General features: G+C 77.1%; 4 protein-coding genes. 1 reads left to right on the top strand and 3 read right to left on the bottom strand.

Features of this window, described 5'->3' with window-relative positions; all coding sequences use genetic code 11:
- Nucleotides 1-140 precede the first annotated feature (140 nt).
- Entirely contained in the window at nt 141-404 is a 264-nt protein-coding gene (locus OTB16_RS06885; RefSeq protein ID WP_267719011.1) for a hypothetical protein, read from the top strand.
- Here the strand turns inward: OTB16_RS06885 and OTB16_RS06880 are convergent, their stop codons facing one another.
- The 3 genes from OTB16_RS06880 to OTB16_RS06870 form a co-directional block, all read right to left on the bottom strand.
- Nucleotides 405-11,582: a WXG100-like domain-containing protein gene (locus tag OTB16_RS06880; protein ID WP_476470161.1), complete on the bottom strand. Its 11,178-nt coding sequence runs from the start codon at nt 11,580-11,582 to the stop codon at nt 405-407. It abuts the gene before it with no gap.
- 343 nt (nt 11,583-11,925) lie between these two features.
- Nucleotides 11,926-13,698 carry an RICIN domain-containing protein gene (locus OTB16_RS06875; protein WP_267719009.1) on the bottom strand — a complete coding sequence of 591 codons (1,773 nt, stop codon included), beginning with the start codon at nt 13,696-13,698 and terminating at the stop codon, nt 11,926-11,928.
- A gap of 113 nt (nt 13,699-13,811) precedes the next feature.
- Nucleotides 13,812-17,192, bottom strand: a complete 3,381-nt coding sequence (locus OTB16_RS06870) for a hypothetical protein (RefSeq protein ID WP_267719008.1) — start codon at nt 17,190-17,192, stop codon at nt 13,812-13,814.
- Between the last annotated feature and the right edge of the window lie 115 nt (nt 17,193-17,307).

The raw sequence follows: 17,307 nt of genomic DNA, 5'->3' as shown, positions 1-17,307 counted from the left end.
GTGCACGCGTCCGACACGCGAGGCTCGCCGTGGCGCGCGACGCCGTGACCCGCGGGCGTGCGGGACCTGGCGAAAGCCATGGGGTTTCCAGCCCCTTCCTTTACCGGGCGGGAGGTGTCGGCGCATCCGCTGCGGCTACCGTGGGACGCTGCTACAGCGCCGTGAACTCCGGCGGGGTGGTCGTCATCCAGGACATCACCGACATCACGCGTCCGTTTCCCGCCGGCAGGGCCGAACCGTCCTCCGACGCGCTGTGGAGCGTCCGCACTCCCCGGGGCCTGCTGGCCGGCCGCACCGGTGGCACCCTGCACGCGGTCGCGGTGCTCCGGGAGGCCGCCCTGCCGCCCGGCGTCCCTTCGCCGGGGGCCGGGGACCGGCTTCGCGGCCCTCAACAGACGTGGTGATCAGCCCCGTTGGGGTGCGGTGGAATAGCGCAGGCCGTCGTAGTACAGCCGTACGGGTTCCCGGGGGCCGGATCCGTACCGGTGGGGCCGGCGCCCTGGCGCCGTGACCTCGATGGCGATTCCGAGCACCTCCGCGGCGGCGGCGACGTCGGCCGGGCCCGCCAGCAGCCAGCGGAGGTGCTGGAGCGGGGTGAGGCCCAGATCCTCGACGCTCAGCGAGCCGCCGAGCAGCACCGCGTGGGCTGCCTGACCGGCGGTCAGAATCACGTCCGTTCCCGCCAGTTCGGTCACGGGGACCTGTCGGCGGCGGTCCAGTACTCCGTTCCCGTTCCCGTCGCCGAGCGCCGCGAGCAGCGCCTCCGCGAAGGAACCGTGACCGGTTCCCCGTACGGGCAAGGGCTCCCCCCGGTCGGGTGGTGTGCCGGTGGCCTCCGGCTCGCTCAGGGGCCGGTCCACCGGGCCCGGGAGGAGGGGCGGGGCGGCACCGGGCCCGACGGCGGGCAGCGGGGCGGCGGGCAGCGGGGCGGCGGGCAGCGGGGCGAGCGGCGGTGCCGGGACCGGCAGGGGGCGGGCGGGGTCCGCCACGGCGAGACGGTAGTGGCGGTGGTCCAGGAACAGGACGACGTGGGGAGCCGGGGCTTCCGGATCGTCGACGAGGCCGCGGAGGCGGTGGGATCCCGCGCGGCGGCCGGGAGCGAGGGCCTGGGAGGCGGAGGCCGCGGGTGTGGATGCCGAGGGCGTCGACGCCTGCGACGTGGAGGCCGGGGGTGTGGAGGCCTGCGACGTGGAGGCCGGGGAGGTGGAGGCCGGGGACGTGGAGGCCGGGGACGTGGAGGCCCGGGACGTTGAGGCCCGGGACGTTGAGGCCCGGGACGTGGAGGCCCGGGACGTGGAGGCCCGGGACGTTGAGGCCCGGGACGTTGAGGCCCGGGACGTGGAGGCCCGGGACGTGGAGGCCCGGGACGTTGAGGCCCGGGACGTTGAGGCCCGGGACGTTGAGGCCCGGGACGTTGAGGCCCGGGACGTTGAGGCCCGGGACGTTGAGGCCCGGGACGTTGAGGCCCGGGACGTGAACGTCTGGAAGGTGCCGTCGCCGCGCACCACGGTCACGTCGATGCCGAAGGTACGGGCGGCGAGGAGGGGCAGGAGGTCGGCGGCGGCGTGGTCCCAGCCGGCTTCGTCGTCGGCGTCCCCGGGCCGTTCCAGCTGGGCGGTCGCGAGGGCGGCGCGGGCGCCGTCGTCCAGGGCGGCGGCGTGCGGGACGATGCCGAGCTGGTCGAACTCCCGGCGGCCGGGCGTACCGGCGGCGAGGTCCGGGGCGGGCCCGGTGGCGTCGATCTCGGCGGCGGTGAAGACGTCGGTGTCGTCCGGGGCGACGACGGCGAGGAGGTCGGCGTCGGCGGGGTCGGTCAGGCGGGCGGCGATGAGCCGGCGCAGGGCCCGGGGGGTCCGCGGGTCGCCCGGGTCGATCGCGTGCCGGGCCAGGAGCTCGGGCGCCGTCCTGGCCAGACCCTCGGCGAGCGCGTGGAAGAAGGCGTCGCCGTCCCGGGGCACCTCGTGCACGGTGTACGCGGCGCCGTCGGGCGAGGTCAGCCGGGCCCCGTCGGCGGACGGGGTGTAGCGCGGCGCCAGGGGCGGCTCGGCGGCTCGCGGGGGCCCGGACGGGGGCGTGTACGTCACCGGCGCCGGTTCCGCGAGGCCCGCGAGGCGGCGGCGCCCTTCGGCGGTGGCGGCGAGCTGGTGCCAGCGGGTGAGCCGGTCGGTGGCGGCGCGCACCCGGCCGAGTGCGGCGGCGGCGGTCTCCGCCGCCCGGGCGAGGGCGTCCAGTTCGGCCCGGCGGGCGTCGAAGGCGCCGTCGGCCGCCGTGGATCGGGCGGCCGCCCTGGCGAGGGCGGCGCGGGCGGCGGCATCCGCGCGGGTGGGACCGGTGAGGCGGCGGGCGGCAGCGCTCCGCCGGGCCTCGGCGGCGGTCAGCCGCCGGTCGGCGCCGGTACGCAGGGCACCGGCCGTCCGCCGGGCCCGTTCGGTTCCGGAACCGGGGCGCGCGACGGACCGGGTACCGGGCCCGGAGGACACGGGGAGCCCCGGCGTCGCAGCCGTGGAAGCCCCACCGGACTCGGGCACCCCACCCGGCCCGAACACCCCGCCCGGCTCGGACACCCCACCCGGCCCGAACACCCCGCCCGGCTCGGACACCCCACCCGGCCCGAACTCCCCACCCGGCCCGGGCACCCCACCGGGATCGGAAGTCTCCGTGTACTCGGCGGTCCCGGAGGGCGCGGTGACGTACTCGGCGGTCCCGGTGGCGGCGGAGCCCCCCGGGGGCTCCGGCACCGCGGGGGTCGCGGGAGTCCCCCAGCCCGTGGAATCCCCCGCCGCGGCGGCGGGCGCGTCCCGTTCGGCGGCGGCGAGTTCGACGGTGGCGGCGTCGTACGGGTCGCGGGCGGCGGCGATCCGCCGGCCCGCGGCGAAGCGGAGCGCTGCGGCGGTGCGCCGGGCGGTGGTGAGGCCGGCCTCGGCCTGGCGTACGGCATCGGGGTCGGGCCCGTCGCCGGGCAGGGCGGCCCAGCCGTGCAGGGCGGCCACGGTGTCCCGGGCGGCGTCCTCGGTGGCCCGGGCGGTGCGCTCGGCCCGGGCGACCTCGGCCCGGGCCTGCCGCACCGCGGCGGAGGCGGCGTCCAGCGCGTCGGCGGCGGCGTCCAGCCGGCTCGCCGCGGCGCGGTCCCGTACGACGTCGGCCTCGGCGCGGGCGAGGCCGGTGTCGGCGGCTTCGGCGGCGTCCAGGAGGGGGGCGAGCCGGCGGGTGGTGTCCTCGACGGCGGTGCGGGCCGGGCCGAGGGCCGTGCGCGCGGCTTCCCGGGCTTCGCGCAGTCCGGCCGAGGCGCGGCGCTTCTTCCAGTACGCCCGGTCCGCCTCGGTCCACGTCTTGGCCGCCTTGCCGACGGCGTCCCAGGCGGCGGAGACCCGGGCGGGGAAGGTGGTGTCGTTGATCAGGCCGAGTTCCCGGGCGACGTCGTCGCGGATCCAGGCCAGCGCGTAGGTCTGGGAGGAGACGGCCTTGGGGCCGCGCGGCGGGTGGCCGAAGGCTCCGGCGAGGAACCTGCCGAGGCCGCTGTCCTTGATGCCGCGGTGCACTTCGGCGACGCTCAGCCAGTCGGTGGGGACGGCGAACAGGAAGGCCCGGCCGGTCTTGGGTTTGACGTTGAGCGAGGAGAGCCGCTCCGCGCCGACCGGGGCGCCGTCGCCGTCCGCGGCGTAGGGGCCGGTGGCGGTCGCGGCGAGCTGGTTGAGGCCGGTGTCCTCGGTGCGGATCGCGACGCCGCCGCCGAACGCGGAGTCCTGGGTGTGCTCGTGGCTGACGGAGGTGCCGGTGCCCTCGGCGCTCTCGCGCAGGACTTCCAGCTTTTTGCCGTCCGCGACGGTGAGCAGGACCGCCCGGGAGAAGTCGGGTTTCGCGTGCAGGGAGAGCCGGGCGGAGTCGGTGCCGGCCGGGTCGCGGTGGGTGAGCCCGGGCACCTCGTACCCGGCGGGGACGAGGGCCTGGTCGTAGAAGGTGGACAGGGCGGTGTTGGTGGTGCCGTCCTCCAGGGTCTGCGCGGCTCCGCCGCCGGGTCGGGTGAGGGCGGTTCCGGCGGCGCGGCGCAGCAGTTCCGTACGGCGTGCGGGGGTGGCGCCGGGGGCGTCCAGGTCGGTGAGGTCGATCCCGTAGGACTCGGCGATGGCGCGCCGCCCGGCCTCCTGGACGTGTTCCAGACCGACGATGCGGCGGACGTGGAAGCCGTTCTCGGGGAAGGTGAACGGCCGGGCGGTGCCGTCCGCGTGGAGGGTGTCGGGGCCGAGGAGTCCGGGGCGCGGTCCGGAGCGCGGCCGGGTGGCGACGGTGAGGTCGGGCGGGGCGAGCCGGGGGTCGGGTGCGGGGTCGGCGGGGTCGGGGTCCGGGGCCATGAGGCTGAGCGGGACGTGTTCGCGCAGGTCGCCGACGGCGCCGGTCTCGGTGATGCGCTGTCTGCCGGTGAACCGGCGCAGCGCGGTGCCCGGGGCGGCGGATCCGGCGTCCGCGCCCGGGGCGGCGGGTTCGGGGGTGTCGTCGAACTCCAGGGTGAGGCGCAGCCGGTAGGGGGTGGTGGTCTCGGCGTGCGGTTCGGTCGACGCCGCCCGGTAGGTGGTGCCGGTGGAGACGGAGCGGGCGGTCGAGACGGCGCGCCGTGAGGTCCCGGTCTCGGTGTAGGAGGGTCCGGCGGCGACGGCGGTGGGGTCGCCGGTGTGGACGCTTTCGCCGACGAGTACGCCGATGTCCCGGCCGGAGGTGGACTCGGCGCCCTCCTGGCGGGTTTCGACGGCCCGCCGGTTCTCCTCCCGCTCGGTCCCGTGGTCGAGCATCCGCAGGACGGGCGTGCCCGGGAGGAGTTCCACGCGTACGCGGGCCCGGCGGCTGCCGATCCGTACGGCGCCCCAGCCCCAGCCGCCGGCCCGGGAGGGGAGGCTCGTTCCCGTTCCGGTCGCCTCGCGGTGCAGGGCGCGCAGGACGCGGGAGGTCACCTGCCGGCGGATGTCCTCCTGGGCGTCCTCGTCGAGGCCGAGGGCGCGGACCTTCGTCTGGAACGCGCTGAGCACGTCGGTCGGGTCCAGGGTGTTGACGGGGTACGTGCCGAAGGTGTTGCCGCGCGTCCAGGGCTGTGGGGACCAGGCCGTGCCGGTGTAGCGGGGCACGTCTCCCATGCCGTCGTCCAGGATCCCCAGCAGGTGGGCGCTCTTCTCGGGTACGTGGGCGAGCCAGCCGCCGGGCACGGAGGTGACGGATCCGGCGGCGCCGGCGAAGGAGGCGGGGACGCCGGGGAGCCGGGCGGCGGTGGTGCCGAGCATGGTGGAGACCATCACCGCCCAGTGCTCGACCGTGCCGGTGACGAGGACCTGGTGGCCGAAGCTCTTGAGGTTGAGGTCGGCGACGACGCTGCGGGTGAGGGTCAGGGTGTGCTGGGCGCTCTCGGACCAGGGGTTGACGACGAACCCGTAAGTGCCCAGCGGCCCGCCGGCGTTGGTATGGGGTTTGGCGTAGGTGAGCTGGCTGCCGAAGGAGTGCGTGACGCTCCGCCCGGTCTTGCCGGTCGCCTGCGTCGCGCTGCCGAGGACCATCTCGGTGTCCATCTCGACGGGTCCGGTGAGCGCGTGGACGCCGCGGACCGCGGTGTAGTGCCGGAAGGTGCCCCACAGGGTGCCGTACGGCGGTTTGCCCATCAGCCCGGCCAGGGCGAAGCCGAGCGGGCCGGAGCTCTGGTCGAAGTTGGCGGTGGCGTACTGCGGTTGGAAGGCGCGCAGGACGGCCTCCCGGGCCGGGGCTCCCTCGTGGGCGAACTGCCAGGATCCGCCGGAGGCTGTGCGTACGACGTCCGTGACGGCGTCGGTCAGTCCGGGCGGGACGAGGACGGCGACGGTGAGGAAGGGGTGGTGCTGGAGGTCCCGGAAGAGGCGGTCGCCGCGCCGCGGCGCCCGGCCCCCGTCACCGGTTCCGGCGGGCACCGCGAGGTTCCCGGTGGCGAGGGCGTGCGCCCGGGCCAGGGGCATGGCGGTGGTGTCCGGCGGGCCGCCGGGGGTCCGGTACGGGTTGGGGGCGCCGGGGCGGTGCGGGTCGACGGCCGGGGCGTGCCGGTCGGGAATGCTGATCAGGACCTGCCCGGTGACCGGGCCGCCTCGGACGGGCACGCCGTGCGCTGCGGTGCCGATCAGCAGGGTCCGCGGGCTCTGGAAGACGAACGGCTGGGTGCCGAGCAGGCCGAGGGTGGCGACGCCACGCAGCAGCCCGCGGAATCGCCAGTAGCCGCCGTGGCTCGCGCTGAGCGCGAGGTCGTAGCGGTAGAGGTGGGAGGGCTTGGTGCTCACCGACATCGGTTCGTTGGTGGCGGAGGAGCCGTAGCCGGACTCGGAGTCGTGCTGGACCGCGGAACGCCAGCCCAGGGAGAGCACTCCGGCGTTGTCGGGGGCGCCGATCGACTCGCCGGCTCCCGGATCCGGGTCGCGGAAGGCGAGTTGGAGGTCCGCCCCGCCGCCCGTGGCCCGCTTGCGGCTCTCCTGGCCGTCCGTCCGCTGGCCTCCCGGGGCGCTGTGCCGCAGTTTCAGGTCGTCCTGGCGGCCCTCGTAGCGCCGATTGGTCAGTTCGCCGTGCACCCGGACGTAGCGGTGGGCCTGGCCGAAGGTGCCGGGATCGGTGAGCCGGATGGAGATGCCGGTGGTGGTCAGGGCCTCCAGCCCGGCGGCCAGGCTCAGGTGGGAGAGGGCGGAGAGGACCGTCAGCGTGTTCGACAGGGCGGTCTGGTAGGCGTCGGCGTCGTCCCAGTGGGGGGCGGGCCGCGCCCGGTCGAGGGGGCCCGCGGTCCGGGTGACGGCCCGGGCGCGGGCGAGCAGGCCGCGCCGGACCGGCGGGGCGAGCCGGTCCAGGGGGGCGACCAGCCCCGGGTGGGCGTCGGCGAGGGCGGTCAGGACGGTGTCGGCGAACGCGTCCAGGAGGGTGCTGGGGCGTCCGTCGGTCGCGCGGGTGCGGCGGCCGTCGGCGTGGGCGAACTCCTCGACGCGGTGCATGCCGAGGGTCGGCGGGCGGTCGGGGGTGAGGTAGGCGGGGGCGTGCGGCTCGGGCAGGCCGTTGCGGAGCGGCACGGTCGTCCCGTCGTCCCAGCCGGCGAGCCTGCGGGCCTCCGTACGGGTCATCCGGTCCAGGCTCCAGGTGGGGAAGCGCCGGGCGGGGGAGCCGCTGCCGGCGTGCCGTACGTACACCGTTTTGCGGACCAGGTAGAGGCCGGTCGGGGTGCCCTTGACCTGGCCGGAGGTCTTGAGTCCGCCGAAGCCGCCGAAGGCGGTGGTGCGCGAGACGGAGAAGAGGTGGCGGAAGGCGGGCCCGAACTGGAGGCGGAGGTTGAGCGCTCCGCCGCCGAGGTCGAGGAAGTTGAAGGCCGGGCCGAGCACGCCGTCGATGCCGAAGTTGACGGCCTTGGTCGTGGACCGGTCGTTGCGGACGGTGGAGGTGGCGATGTCGCGCAGTTCGGCGTCCGGGGTCTCCGTGACGAGGGTGGCGCGGACGGGCACCACGCGCTCGACCACGAAGACGCCGAGCGGGGTGCGCCGGCGGTCGTCCGCGAACAAGGGGGCCGTGGCCAGCCGTCCGGCGGCCAGCATCCGGGCGTGGCGTTGGAAGGAGTCGCTGGAGAAGAAGGCGTCCAGCTCCTGGTGGGCGCTGCTGCCGGGGGCGGCGCCGATCTCGGCGGCGGCCCAGTCCCGGATGCGGCTGACGGGGCCGAAGCCCTCGGTGCGCACCAGCCGGTACTGGGTGTCGTGGTCCATGGCGATCGAGCGGGGTATCCGGCCCGGCCGGGACGGCTTCACCGCGCTGTCCGGCAGGCGCAGGGCCAGTCCGTCGCGTACGGCGAAACCGGTGTGGGCGGCGCGGGCCGGGCCGGCGGTCCCGGCCGGCGGCGGTTCGGTGACGAGGCGGCCGTCGGCGTCCGTGACCCGGAGGGTGAGGTGGAGGTCGTCGAGGTGGACGTGGGAGCCGTCCAGGGTACGCGTCTCCGCCTGCGCGGTGGCCTGGTCGATCTGGCCGTAGCCCGCCTTGGTGCTGAAGCCGCCGCGCAGGGCGAGCCGTCCGAAGCCGCCGAAGGCGGCGGCGGAGGACGGCCCGAGGAACGGTCCGCCCAGGCCCAGTTGGGTCGCGGACTGCACGCTGCTGTTCCGTCCGGCCTGAACGGTGGCGCGGTCCATGGTGTCGATCTTGGTGGGGGTGCCGTACGTGTCGGCGAACCGCTCCCAGTTCCCGTAGTGGCGGGCGGTGACGTGCAGCACCCGGGTCTCCCCGGCGGTGTTGGTGTACGGGAGGGCCAGCCCGCCGATCAGGGCGCGGGGCCGCTGCCGCAGGGCCGTGCGCAGGTCCGCCACCGGGCCGGTACCGGGCGGGGAGCCGGGCTCGGGCGTCCTCGGCCGCAGGGACGGGATGCCCCGCAGCAGGCTCTCGGCTTCGGCGGCGATCAGTTCGGATCCGCGCAGGACGACGCTGCTCTGGCCGAACGCGGCGGGCTGGGAGAGGAGTTCCTCCATCAGGTCGGCGGGGGCCTCCGCGAGCAGGGAGGCGAGGTCGTCGACGTACGCGGGGATGCCGCTCCCGTCCGCGTAGCGGGTCCGCCGCCCGCCCCGGGCCGCCGGGGCGGCGGCGCCCCGCTCCAGCCGGGGCGGGCGGGTGCCGTCCAGGCTGTTTCCGGTGCCGGTGCGGCCGTCGGCCGCGGCGGTGGGAGTGGAGGCCGTCACCACCGGTACGGGCGGGGGCGGGGCGAGCGGGGGCGGGGCGAGCGGCACAACGGGGGCGGGAACGGCCACGGTCGGCACCGGCACCTGGGCCGGTTCCGTCGTGCGGGGCGCGCGCGGCTCGGCGCCCCGGGGGCCGCCGACCGTACGGATCGGCCGCGCGGCGGCGGGACCGGGTCCGCGCGCGCCGGGGGGAGGATCGGTGAGATCGCCGACGTGGGCGGCGAGGAGGCTCAGGTGGCGGCCGCGCAGCCCTGCCTGCGGGAGTCCGGCCGGGGCGGGCCGGGTGTAGTCGCCGAGCAGGCTGCCGGGGATGTCGGGCCGCCGGGTGGCCTCGTCGCCGCCCCGGGCCTCGTCCCGAAGGCCGAGCTGGTGCGCGATCTCGTGGGCGTAGTCGACCGGGTCCGCGTCCGCCCACCAGACCGTACGGGTCATCGGCTGGTCGCGGCCGGCCAGGGTGACGGTGAGCCCGTTGGGGTGCGGGTCCTCCGGCGTCTGCTCGACGGTGACATGGAGCCGGTCGCCGTCCGGCAGGCGGTGTCCCGGTGCGTTGAAGTACGCCTCCACCCCGTCGCGCACCGCGTCCCAGACGTGCGGCGGCAGGCCCGCCGGGCCGGTGGCGACCCGGACGGTGAGGTCCGTGACCCAGTCGCCGTCGTGGGCGACCCGCCGGACGTCGAACAGGGACCGCACGGCGTACTGGGTCGTCTCCCCCGGCCGCGCCGGATCGGCGGGGGCGGACACCGGGTCGACCCAGGTGTGCGTGCGGGTGACCGGTGCTACGGCCGCGCGCGCGGCTTCCCAGGCCGCGTTCCCGGTCAAGGGGGCGGTGGCGGGCGCGGGTTCGGCGGTGGTCCCCGGCGCCTGGGCTCCGTCCCCGGCCTCCGGCCGCCCCGGCGCGTCCCGGCCCGGGCCGTCCTCCGGTCCGGGCTCGGGCGCGACGCGGTCCCGTCCGGCCTTCGCCGGGTCCGGCGCCGTGCGGGGATCCGCGCTGCGCTGCGCCGACTCGGCGCCTGTGTGCTGCGGGCCGACACGACCGTCCGCAGCCTCCGCCTCTGCCTCTTCCACCGCCTCTGCCTCCGGCGGAGCCTCGGTGTCCGGGGCGTCGGCCGATCCGTGCTCCGGCAGGCCGCGGCCGTGCGCCTGCGGTGTGCCGGCCGGCGTGTGGCCCCGGTCGGGCGCGCCGCCGGAGGCTGCCGGACCGGTCGGTACGGCGGCCTCGGGGCCGTCCGCCGTACTGTGCGGGGCCGTACTGTGCGGGGCCTTATCGTCCGCCGCCGTGCTGTCCGCCGCCGTGCTGTCCGGGGCCGCGGGCACCTGCCTCCGTGCCGTGCTGTCGGTGGTGTCGGGGAGGCCGGTGCGGGAGGGGCTGTCGGAGTGTTCCCCGGCCGTGTCCGGACGGTCGTCGCCGGTCGCGTCGGCGTACGTTCCCGGACCGGGCGCCCGCTGGCCCGGCACGCCGGCCGGAGCCGCGGTCGGCGCGACCGGTGGCGGAACCGAGGCGCCCGGGGCGGGAGCCGTGGCCCCGAACAGGGTGTTCCCGGCCGCGTACGGGTCAGGGCCGGGACCGGGGCCCCGGCCCGGATCGGCATCGGGGTCTGCGGCGGACTCGCGGCCGGAACTCCCGTACACCGCCGGGACGCTCGCCGCGAGCACGCGCGCGGGCGGGCCGATCGGCACCGGCACCGGTGCCGGAGGGGTGCGCGACCACGCGGGCGGCGGGGACGCGGCCGGTCCGGTGACCGCCGGGTCGGACCCGGCGGTGGCCCGGGGCACGGAAGGCACGGGCAGGGCGACGGGGAGCGGCGGCGGCACGCGCACCGGCGGGGCGGCGGGACCCGAGGCGCCCGGTCCGCCACCAGCGCGCGAACTGCCGCGCCCCGTAAGCTGGTTGACGGTGAATGGGTCTGCGGTGGCGGGGTCCGGGAGGTACGTGTGGTGGAGCCAGAGGGCGCCACCGCCGACGGCGCCCCCGGCGACCGTCTCGAGCGCCGAGCTGGTGCCGGAACCGACGAAGGTGCTCCACGAGAAGTCCCAGGTGCCTTCGAAGGCGCCCTGGATCAGGGTCTCGCCGGCGGACTCGCTGACCGCTCCGACGACGAACGCCTCCGCCACGTCGTTCACCCCGTCGAGCAGGGTCGTGAACCTCGGATGGTCCTTGGCGAAGCGGTCGAAGTCGTCGAAGGCGTGCTTGAACCAGTTCCGGAAGTAGTCGGCGGCTCCGCCGAGCGCACCGCCGATCAGACCGACGACCGCCCCGAACGCGGCGGACTTGCCGACGTCCCTCCAGTCGATTCCGTCCGGTCGGCGGCCGTCCGGGTTCAGGGCGATCTGGGCGAGGCGCACGGCGAGGGTCTGCAGGGCCTCCTCGACGGCCCCGGTGAGGCTGGGGGCGAGATGTGTCATGCGCAGCAGCCGGTCCACCACGAGCAGGACGGCGAGTCTGCTCCGGGCCCGGGCGAGCGCCATCTGCGACACGGACGTGCCGCCGGTGATCGCGGCGAGGGCGGCCAGCAGGGCGAGTTCGAGGAGGAGCATCACGATCTCCGCGATGATCTCCCACTTGGCCTGCTGGATGTTCATGGAGTGGTCGACCTGGCTCCGGGCGATGTCGTCGAGCCGGTCGGCCATCGCGTTCAGGTGGTCCACTCCCCCGTCGTCGGTGAGCAGCGAGAGGCCCTGGACGTAGCGGTCCGCCACCTCTTGGGGGAGGGCCGTGGACGCCTCCGCGACGGAGAGCCGGATCTCGTCGCGCAGGTCCTTGATGCCCTTGCCGAACCTCAGGTACAGCTCGCGGCTTTCGTAGGCGAGGTTCTCGCGGGCCTGGACCGGCATCTCGCCGATCAGGATCCACAGCATCCGCCGGACGTCCTCGGGGAAGTCGAGCTCCCGCATCTCACGCACCGCCCGGCCTGTTCCCCGTCCGGCCGGTCCGGCCGGGTCGACGGGGCCGATGCTAGGACGGGGCGCGGTCGAACACCGAACACGGAATGCCGGAGACGTTCTCTTTTGCGAGGTTCCGTGCGAGGGGCGGGGCAAGTGTTCCGGGCCCCTTTCCCCTGGCTTCAGCCCACCCACCCCGTGACGATTCCCACCCGGCCGGATCGACCCCGGGGCGGCGACGGGTGATGCGGGGTGGGGCGGCGGGCGGCGGGGCCGTGGACGCGACCGTGCCCCGGGCGGTGGTCGCCCGGGGCACGGTCTTCGCGTCAGCCGCCCCTCAGGGGCGGGAGTCGCATCAGGAGAAGGACCACACGTGGTCGTCGCGCTTGTTGCACTCGAAGATCGTCAGCCGGGCGTCCTTGCCGCCGCTGCCGTAGTACCCGGACACGTCCAGGCACCGGCCGGCGCTGGAGTGGCTGCGGATCCAGAACTTGCCGTCCGACCGCTTGTCCAGGTACCAGAGCTGGTTGTCGGCGCTGGTGGGGCGGCAGTGGAACTCGGACACACCGGTGCCGGCCGGCTGTCCGGCGTAGTTCGGCAGGTCCAGGCAGAGGCCGTCCTTGCTGTTGCGGATGGTGAACAGGTCCGCAGCGCCGGGACCGGCCCCGGGTCGGCTCACGACGAGGTCCCACAGCTGGTTGTCCGCGGCCGTCGTGTTGCAGGTGAACTGGTTGACCGGACCGTCCACCGTGCCCTTGCCGTAGTTCGGAACGTCGGCGCACATGCCGGTCATGGCGTTCTTGAGCGGCACGTTGCGCACCGTGGCGAAGTTCGCGCTCTGCGGCAGCGCGCCCCCGGCCCGGGCCGCGGGCTTGGCCACCGGCTTGGTGACGGGCTTGGTGACGGGTGCGGCCGCGGTCTCCTTCTCCGGGGCGGGCTTCGCCGCCTCGGGCGCCTTCTCCTCCACGGGGGCCGCCTTGGCCTCCTTCGGGGCGGGCTTCTGCGCTTCGGCCTCCTTCGCCGGAGCGGCCTTCTCCGGCTCCGCCTCCTTCTTCTCCGCGGGCGCGGCGGGTGCCGGGTCCTTCCCCGGCGCGGCGGGGAGCAGGGCCGGGGTCAGGGCCTGCGCCGGTGCGGAGCGGTGCCCCTGCCCCGGGGCCTGCTCCTGGAGCGCGACGGCGGCCGCGCCCTCCTTCGGAGCGACGCCCTTGGCCGCCTGCTCCCGGGCCTTGTCCTGCCCCGGGGTCCCGTCCTGCTCGAAGGCCTTCTTGTCCGCCCCGGTGTCCCGCGGCGACACGGGCTGCTCTTCGGTGGCCCGCGGCTCCTCCCCGGCCCCGGCGTCCCCTCCGGTGGCCGGCCCGGCGTCGGTGCCGGTCCGCCCGCTGGTCCTCTTCTCCTCCTCGGGTCCCGTGTTCGGACCGGTCCCCGGACGCTCGACGCCCTCCGCCCGCCGGTCCTGCTGAGGCACCGGCCGGACCTGCGGCACGGGCTTGCGGGACGGCGCGGCCGTGGCGTAGTCGTTCCCGGACTGCCCGCCGTTGGGCGCGAGGTTCTCCACGACGGTGCCGCCCACGGGCACCTCCCGGACCGACGCCGCCTGGTTGCGCTCCTCGTCACTGCCGAGGCCGAGAAACAGGAACGGCGTACCGATGAGCACGGTCCCCGCTATCGCCGCCGCGGCCAGCAGCGGCCGGTTGGGCCGCCCGCCGGGCGGCTCGTCGGCCCTCGCGGCGGCGACCGCGCCGGTGGGCGGCGCGTACGGCTCCGTGGCGACCGCCCCCCGCGCGGCGGGGGCACCGCCGCCGCGCCAGGTGGCGGCGGCCCGCGCCACCGCGCCGCCGGTGCGTGCGGCGGGCCGCGCGGTGGCGCGTACCTCCGGCAGCGCCGCGGTGGCCGGCACGGCCGCCACCTCCGCCACGGGCGAGGTGGCGCGGATCGGCGAGGTCCCCGACCCCGCGGGGGCCGCCTCGGGCTCGTGGACCGCCGGGCTCGGCGGTGCCGTCTGGTGCTGCGCCGTGCGGGATCCGCGCGGGCCGAGAGCGGAGCCGGGTTCCCCCGGTACCGCGGGCAGGACCGCCGCGAGTCGTACGGCTGGGCTCGACATCTGCGAGCCGCCTGCTTGCTGGGGCATTGGCACTCCTCTTGCCTTGGTCAAACAGTCGGGTGCTGGCTGGTGGTGCGTCTTGGTGGTCTGTCGGGACGGCCGCGGCAGCCGGTAGCCGTTGGCCGCGGCCGCGCGGCCGCTCAGCCGGCCTCCGGCCCGGCCCCTTCCAGCGGACCCGCGCACCGCTCGGGCCAGGCGAAGCCGGCCGGGGCTTCGGGGCGCCCGCGCAGTGCCTCATCGAGACGCGCGAGCACCGCGTGGTCCTCGCCGTCCGGTTCCGCGTACCGGGCGGGTGGCGGCGCGGTCGCCGACACGGACAGCTGACGCAGCAGGACGAGCGGCCCGGGGCCGTCCGTCCGCACGTCGAGCACCCGGAAGGCGGTGCCGGGGGCGAAGACGACCTCGTCGTGCGCGGCGGACGAACCCGCCGCGCCGAGCTGGCGTACGCGGCGGCCGGTGACCGACCAGATCGCGTACCGGGCGCTGCCGGGCTCGGGGCCCGCCGCGCCGCACGGCAGCGCGCTCACGGCGGCCGGGTCGCGCAGGACGGTTCCGGGCCGCGGCAGTCCGGCGTCGCCCGCTCCGGCGCCGGGCGCCGCGTCGGGCAGCGCACCGCGCAGTGCCAGTCCCCGGAAGGACGGCAGGCGCCGGAGCGCCGACGCGACGCAGGCCGCGTACGGCAGGAGCCGGCCGCCCCCCGCGCGCAGGGCCCGCTCCAGCTCCCGGTGGCCGAACGGGCCGTCCGACGGGCCGAGGTAGAGCAGCAGCGCCACCAGGTCGGCGCGAGCGGCCACCTGCTCGGCGCCCCGGAGTGCGGGCATCCGGGTCAACGTGCGCGCCACGGCTGCCGCATGGCGCTCCCAGACCGTTTCGGCGAGCGTACGGAACGCCGTCCGCTCGGCCTCGGTGCTGCGGTGCTCCGGCAGCACGGGCACCGGCGGCAGCGGTTCGCCCGCCGACGCCGGCGGGATGGCCGGCCTTCGCGCCGGGGCGGCGCGCTCGGGGAGCGGATCCGGAAGCGGGGCCGGCACGCTCCCCGTGGTCAGCGGCGGTCCGCTCTCCAGACCGCTGCTCGGACGCGTGGCGGGGGCCGGATCGGGAGCCGGGTCCGGCTCCGGGTACGGCTCCGGCTCCGGCTCCGGGCTGGGAACGGAAGGCGCCGCGGCGGGCGGGACCGGTGAGGGCACGGGCCCCGGCGCACCCCGGCCCGGAACCTCCGCGGAACGGCCCCGGCCCGGGGCGGAGACCGCCGGGCCGCCGGTCGCGGACGCCGCCGAAGCGGCGGCCGGGGCGAGTGCCCCGGCCGGAACCCGGGCCCTTCCCCCGGGGGCGCCGGTTGCCGGCTGGTCCGGAGCGGTGACGGTGGAGGTGGCGGTGACGACGGGCCGCGGGGCGCTCGGCGGGGCGAACGGCTCGGCCCCGGCCCCCCGCCCCGTCCCGGTGCCCGGGAGCGATTCCGGTCCAACAGCCGCGAGGGACACCGGCCGTACGGCGGGCAGCGGGTCCGGCCCGGGCTCCGCGAGCGGTTTCGGCCCGACCGCCGCAACGGGGCCCGAGCCCGACGCCGCAAGCGCGTCCGGCACCGGCTCCGCAACGGGGCCCGGCCGGGCGGCCGGAAGCGGATGCGCCCCGGTCTCCGCGAGGGAACCCGAACCCACCGCCGGAAGCGGAGCCGGCCCGGCCGCCGGAACGGGGCCCGAGCCCGACTCCGCAAGGACGTCCGGCGCCGGCTCGACGAGAGGGCCCGGCCGGGCCGCCGGAAGCGGAGCCGGCCCAGGCGCCGCGACGGGATCCGGACGGGCGGCCGGTACCGGTCCGGCTGCCCGGCGGGCGGGGGCGCTGCCGTCCGGCCCGTGCGGCTGAACGGCCTGACGGTGCGTCACCAGGGCCGCGCCCGGCGTCTCCCCAGCCGATGCGGACGCCTCCGGGGACGCGGCCGGGACCACCGGGTGCGGCACGGGCGCCGACGCGGGGCTCGCGCCCACCGTCGTCGGCGCCGTCGGCGCCGTCGGCGCCGCGACGGGCAGCGGTGCGGGCCGGGTGCCGGGAGGGGTCACCTGTGGCTCGCCGGGGCGGGGGGCACCTTCGGCGTGGCGGCCGAAGGACGCGAAGCGCACGCTGCGCACACCGTGCCGGGCTGCCAGGCGGCGCAGTTCCCGGCCCCCGTCCAGGGCCTTGCCGTGCACGTGCAACCGGGCCCTGAGGCGCAGGTCGGGCTCCAGCCAGTCGAGTAGCTCGGACAGGGCCGGCCAGAGCGAGGTGTCCAGCTCCTCCCCCGGGCGTCCCACCTCGATCGCCGGTCCCTCGGCGTCCACCGGGCGCGCCGCCAGGGGCTGCGCCGCGTCGTCTCGGCCGCCGACCATCAGGCCCGCCCGGCTCACCGCGACCTGCCAGCGGTCGGACAGGTGCACCACTCCCCGGTCGGCCGCGCCCGCGCCGGGCAGCGGCGGGCTCCACCGCAGCAGGCTCGGCTCCGATGCGCCGGGAGCGCAGAGCACCGAGTCGACGAACGGCTGCCAGCGCGGCGCCCCGTCCCGGCCGATCACCATGGACCGTACGACCTCACCGGGCGCGGGGCCGGTCTCGGCGAAGAGGGGTAAGCCGCTGTAGACGACGACGCCGGCGCCCACGAGGTCGGCGGCTGACTGCCCGGCGCCCAGTACGTCCCGTCGGCCGCCGGGGGCCACGCGCAGCGCGGCCCGGGCCTCTTGGGGCAGGGCGGCGACGACGTCGGACACGTCCTCGGCGCCGACGTCCTCGCCGTCCGGGACGCCGAGCACCAGCAACGGGCCCTGGCTGTCCACCGGTACGGCGTAGCAGAGGTCGCCGGGCAGGAGCGCGGGGCCGTCTCCGGAACGGATGAGGACGCCCGCCGGTATCTCCTCGACGACGCAGCCGCCGCGGGTACGGGAGGGCAGGCGGCCTGGACCGGGCCGCCAGGCGGGGGCCGGATGCCGGAGTCCCAGCGGGACGGGGGCGGCGCCCGGCCGGAAGCTCCACCAGCCGTGGTCACCCCCGGGCGGGCCGTGGACGAAGAGCCCGCCGCCGGGCACGCAGAGCACGGTGCCGTCCGGGGCGATGACCTCCAGCTCCCAGGCGTCGGCGATGCGCTGGGCCACCGCGGGACTCTCCACCGACCGGCCGCGGGAGCCGGAGCCGGAACCGACACCGGAAGCGACACCGGAGCCGACGCCGACGCCGGAGCCGGAGCCGGACATGACGAGCCGGACGGCGGTGGCGCCCTCCTCGGCCACCCCGTCGAGCAGGTCACTGAGCCGGGGCCACAGCGCGGCGGCTGACTCCTCGTCCGCGCCGGCGACCACGGTGAAGGTGCCGGGGGCGTCCGCCTCCGCGGACCGGACCAGGTCGGCGATCTCTCCGGGTCCGAGCAGCTCGTCGGACGGCTGGCGGAGCAGCAGGACGCGGTCGTACTCCTCGATCAGGAAGCCCGTCCCCCCGGCCGCGGACTCCTCGGGGGAGTCCGGCGCGGCGCGCTCGTCCCTCCGCCGGTTCCAGAGCATCACCGGCGATCCCCGCCCGTCGCCGCCGTGCGGCCGCCGTGGCTGGTCATCGTCATCGCTGTCGTCATGGTTCCGATCCGGACCGGCCGGACGGCGTTCGGCCGGCAGTGTGATC

It is taken from the genome of Streptomyces antarcticus, from assembly GCF_026627255.1.
Classification (GTDB): domain Bacteria; phylum Actinomycetota; class Actinomycetes; order Streptomycetales; family Streptomycetaceae; genus Streptomyces; species Streptomyces antarcticus.
The sequence above is the reverse complement of the archived record's forward strand: the minus strand, read 5'-3'. Positions and strand labels throughout refer to the sequence as shown.

Excerpts from the sequence above, each read along its gene's own strand:
- OTB16_RS06880 (WP_476470161.1), bottom strand. The coding sequence starts at position 11,582 with ATGCGGGAGCTCGACTTCCCCGAGGACGTCCGGCGGATGCTGTGGATC.
- OTB16_RS06875 (WP_267719009.1), bottom strand. The coding sequence starts at position 13,698 with ATGCCCCAGCAAGCAGGCGGCTCGCAGATGTCGAGCCCAGCCGTACGA.
- OTB16_RS06870 (WP_267719008.1), bottom strand. The coding sequence starts at position 17,192 with ATGCTCTGGAACCGGCGGAGGGACGAGCGCGCCGCGCCGGACTCCCCC.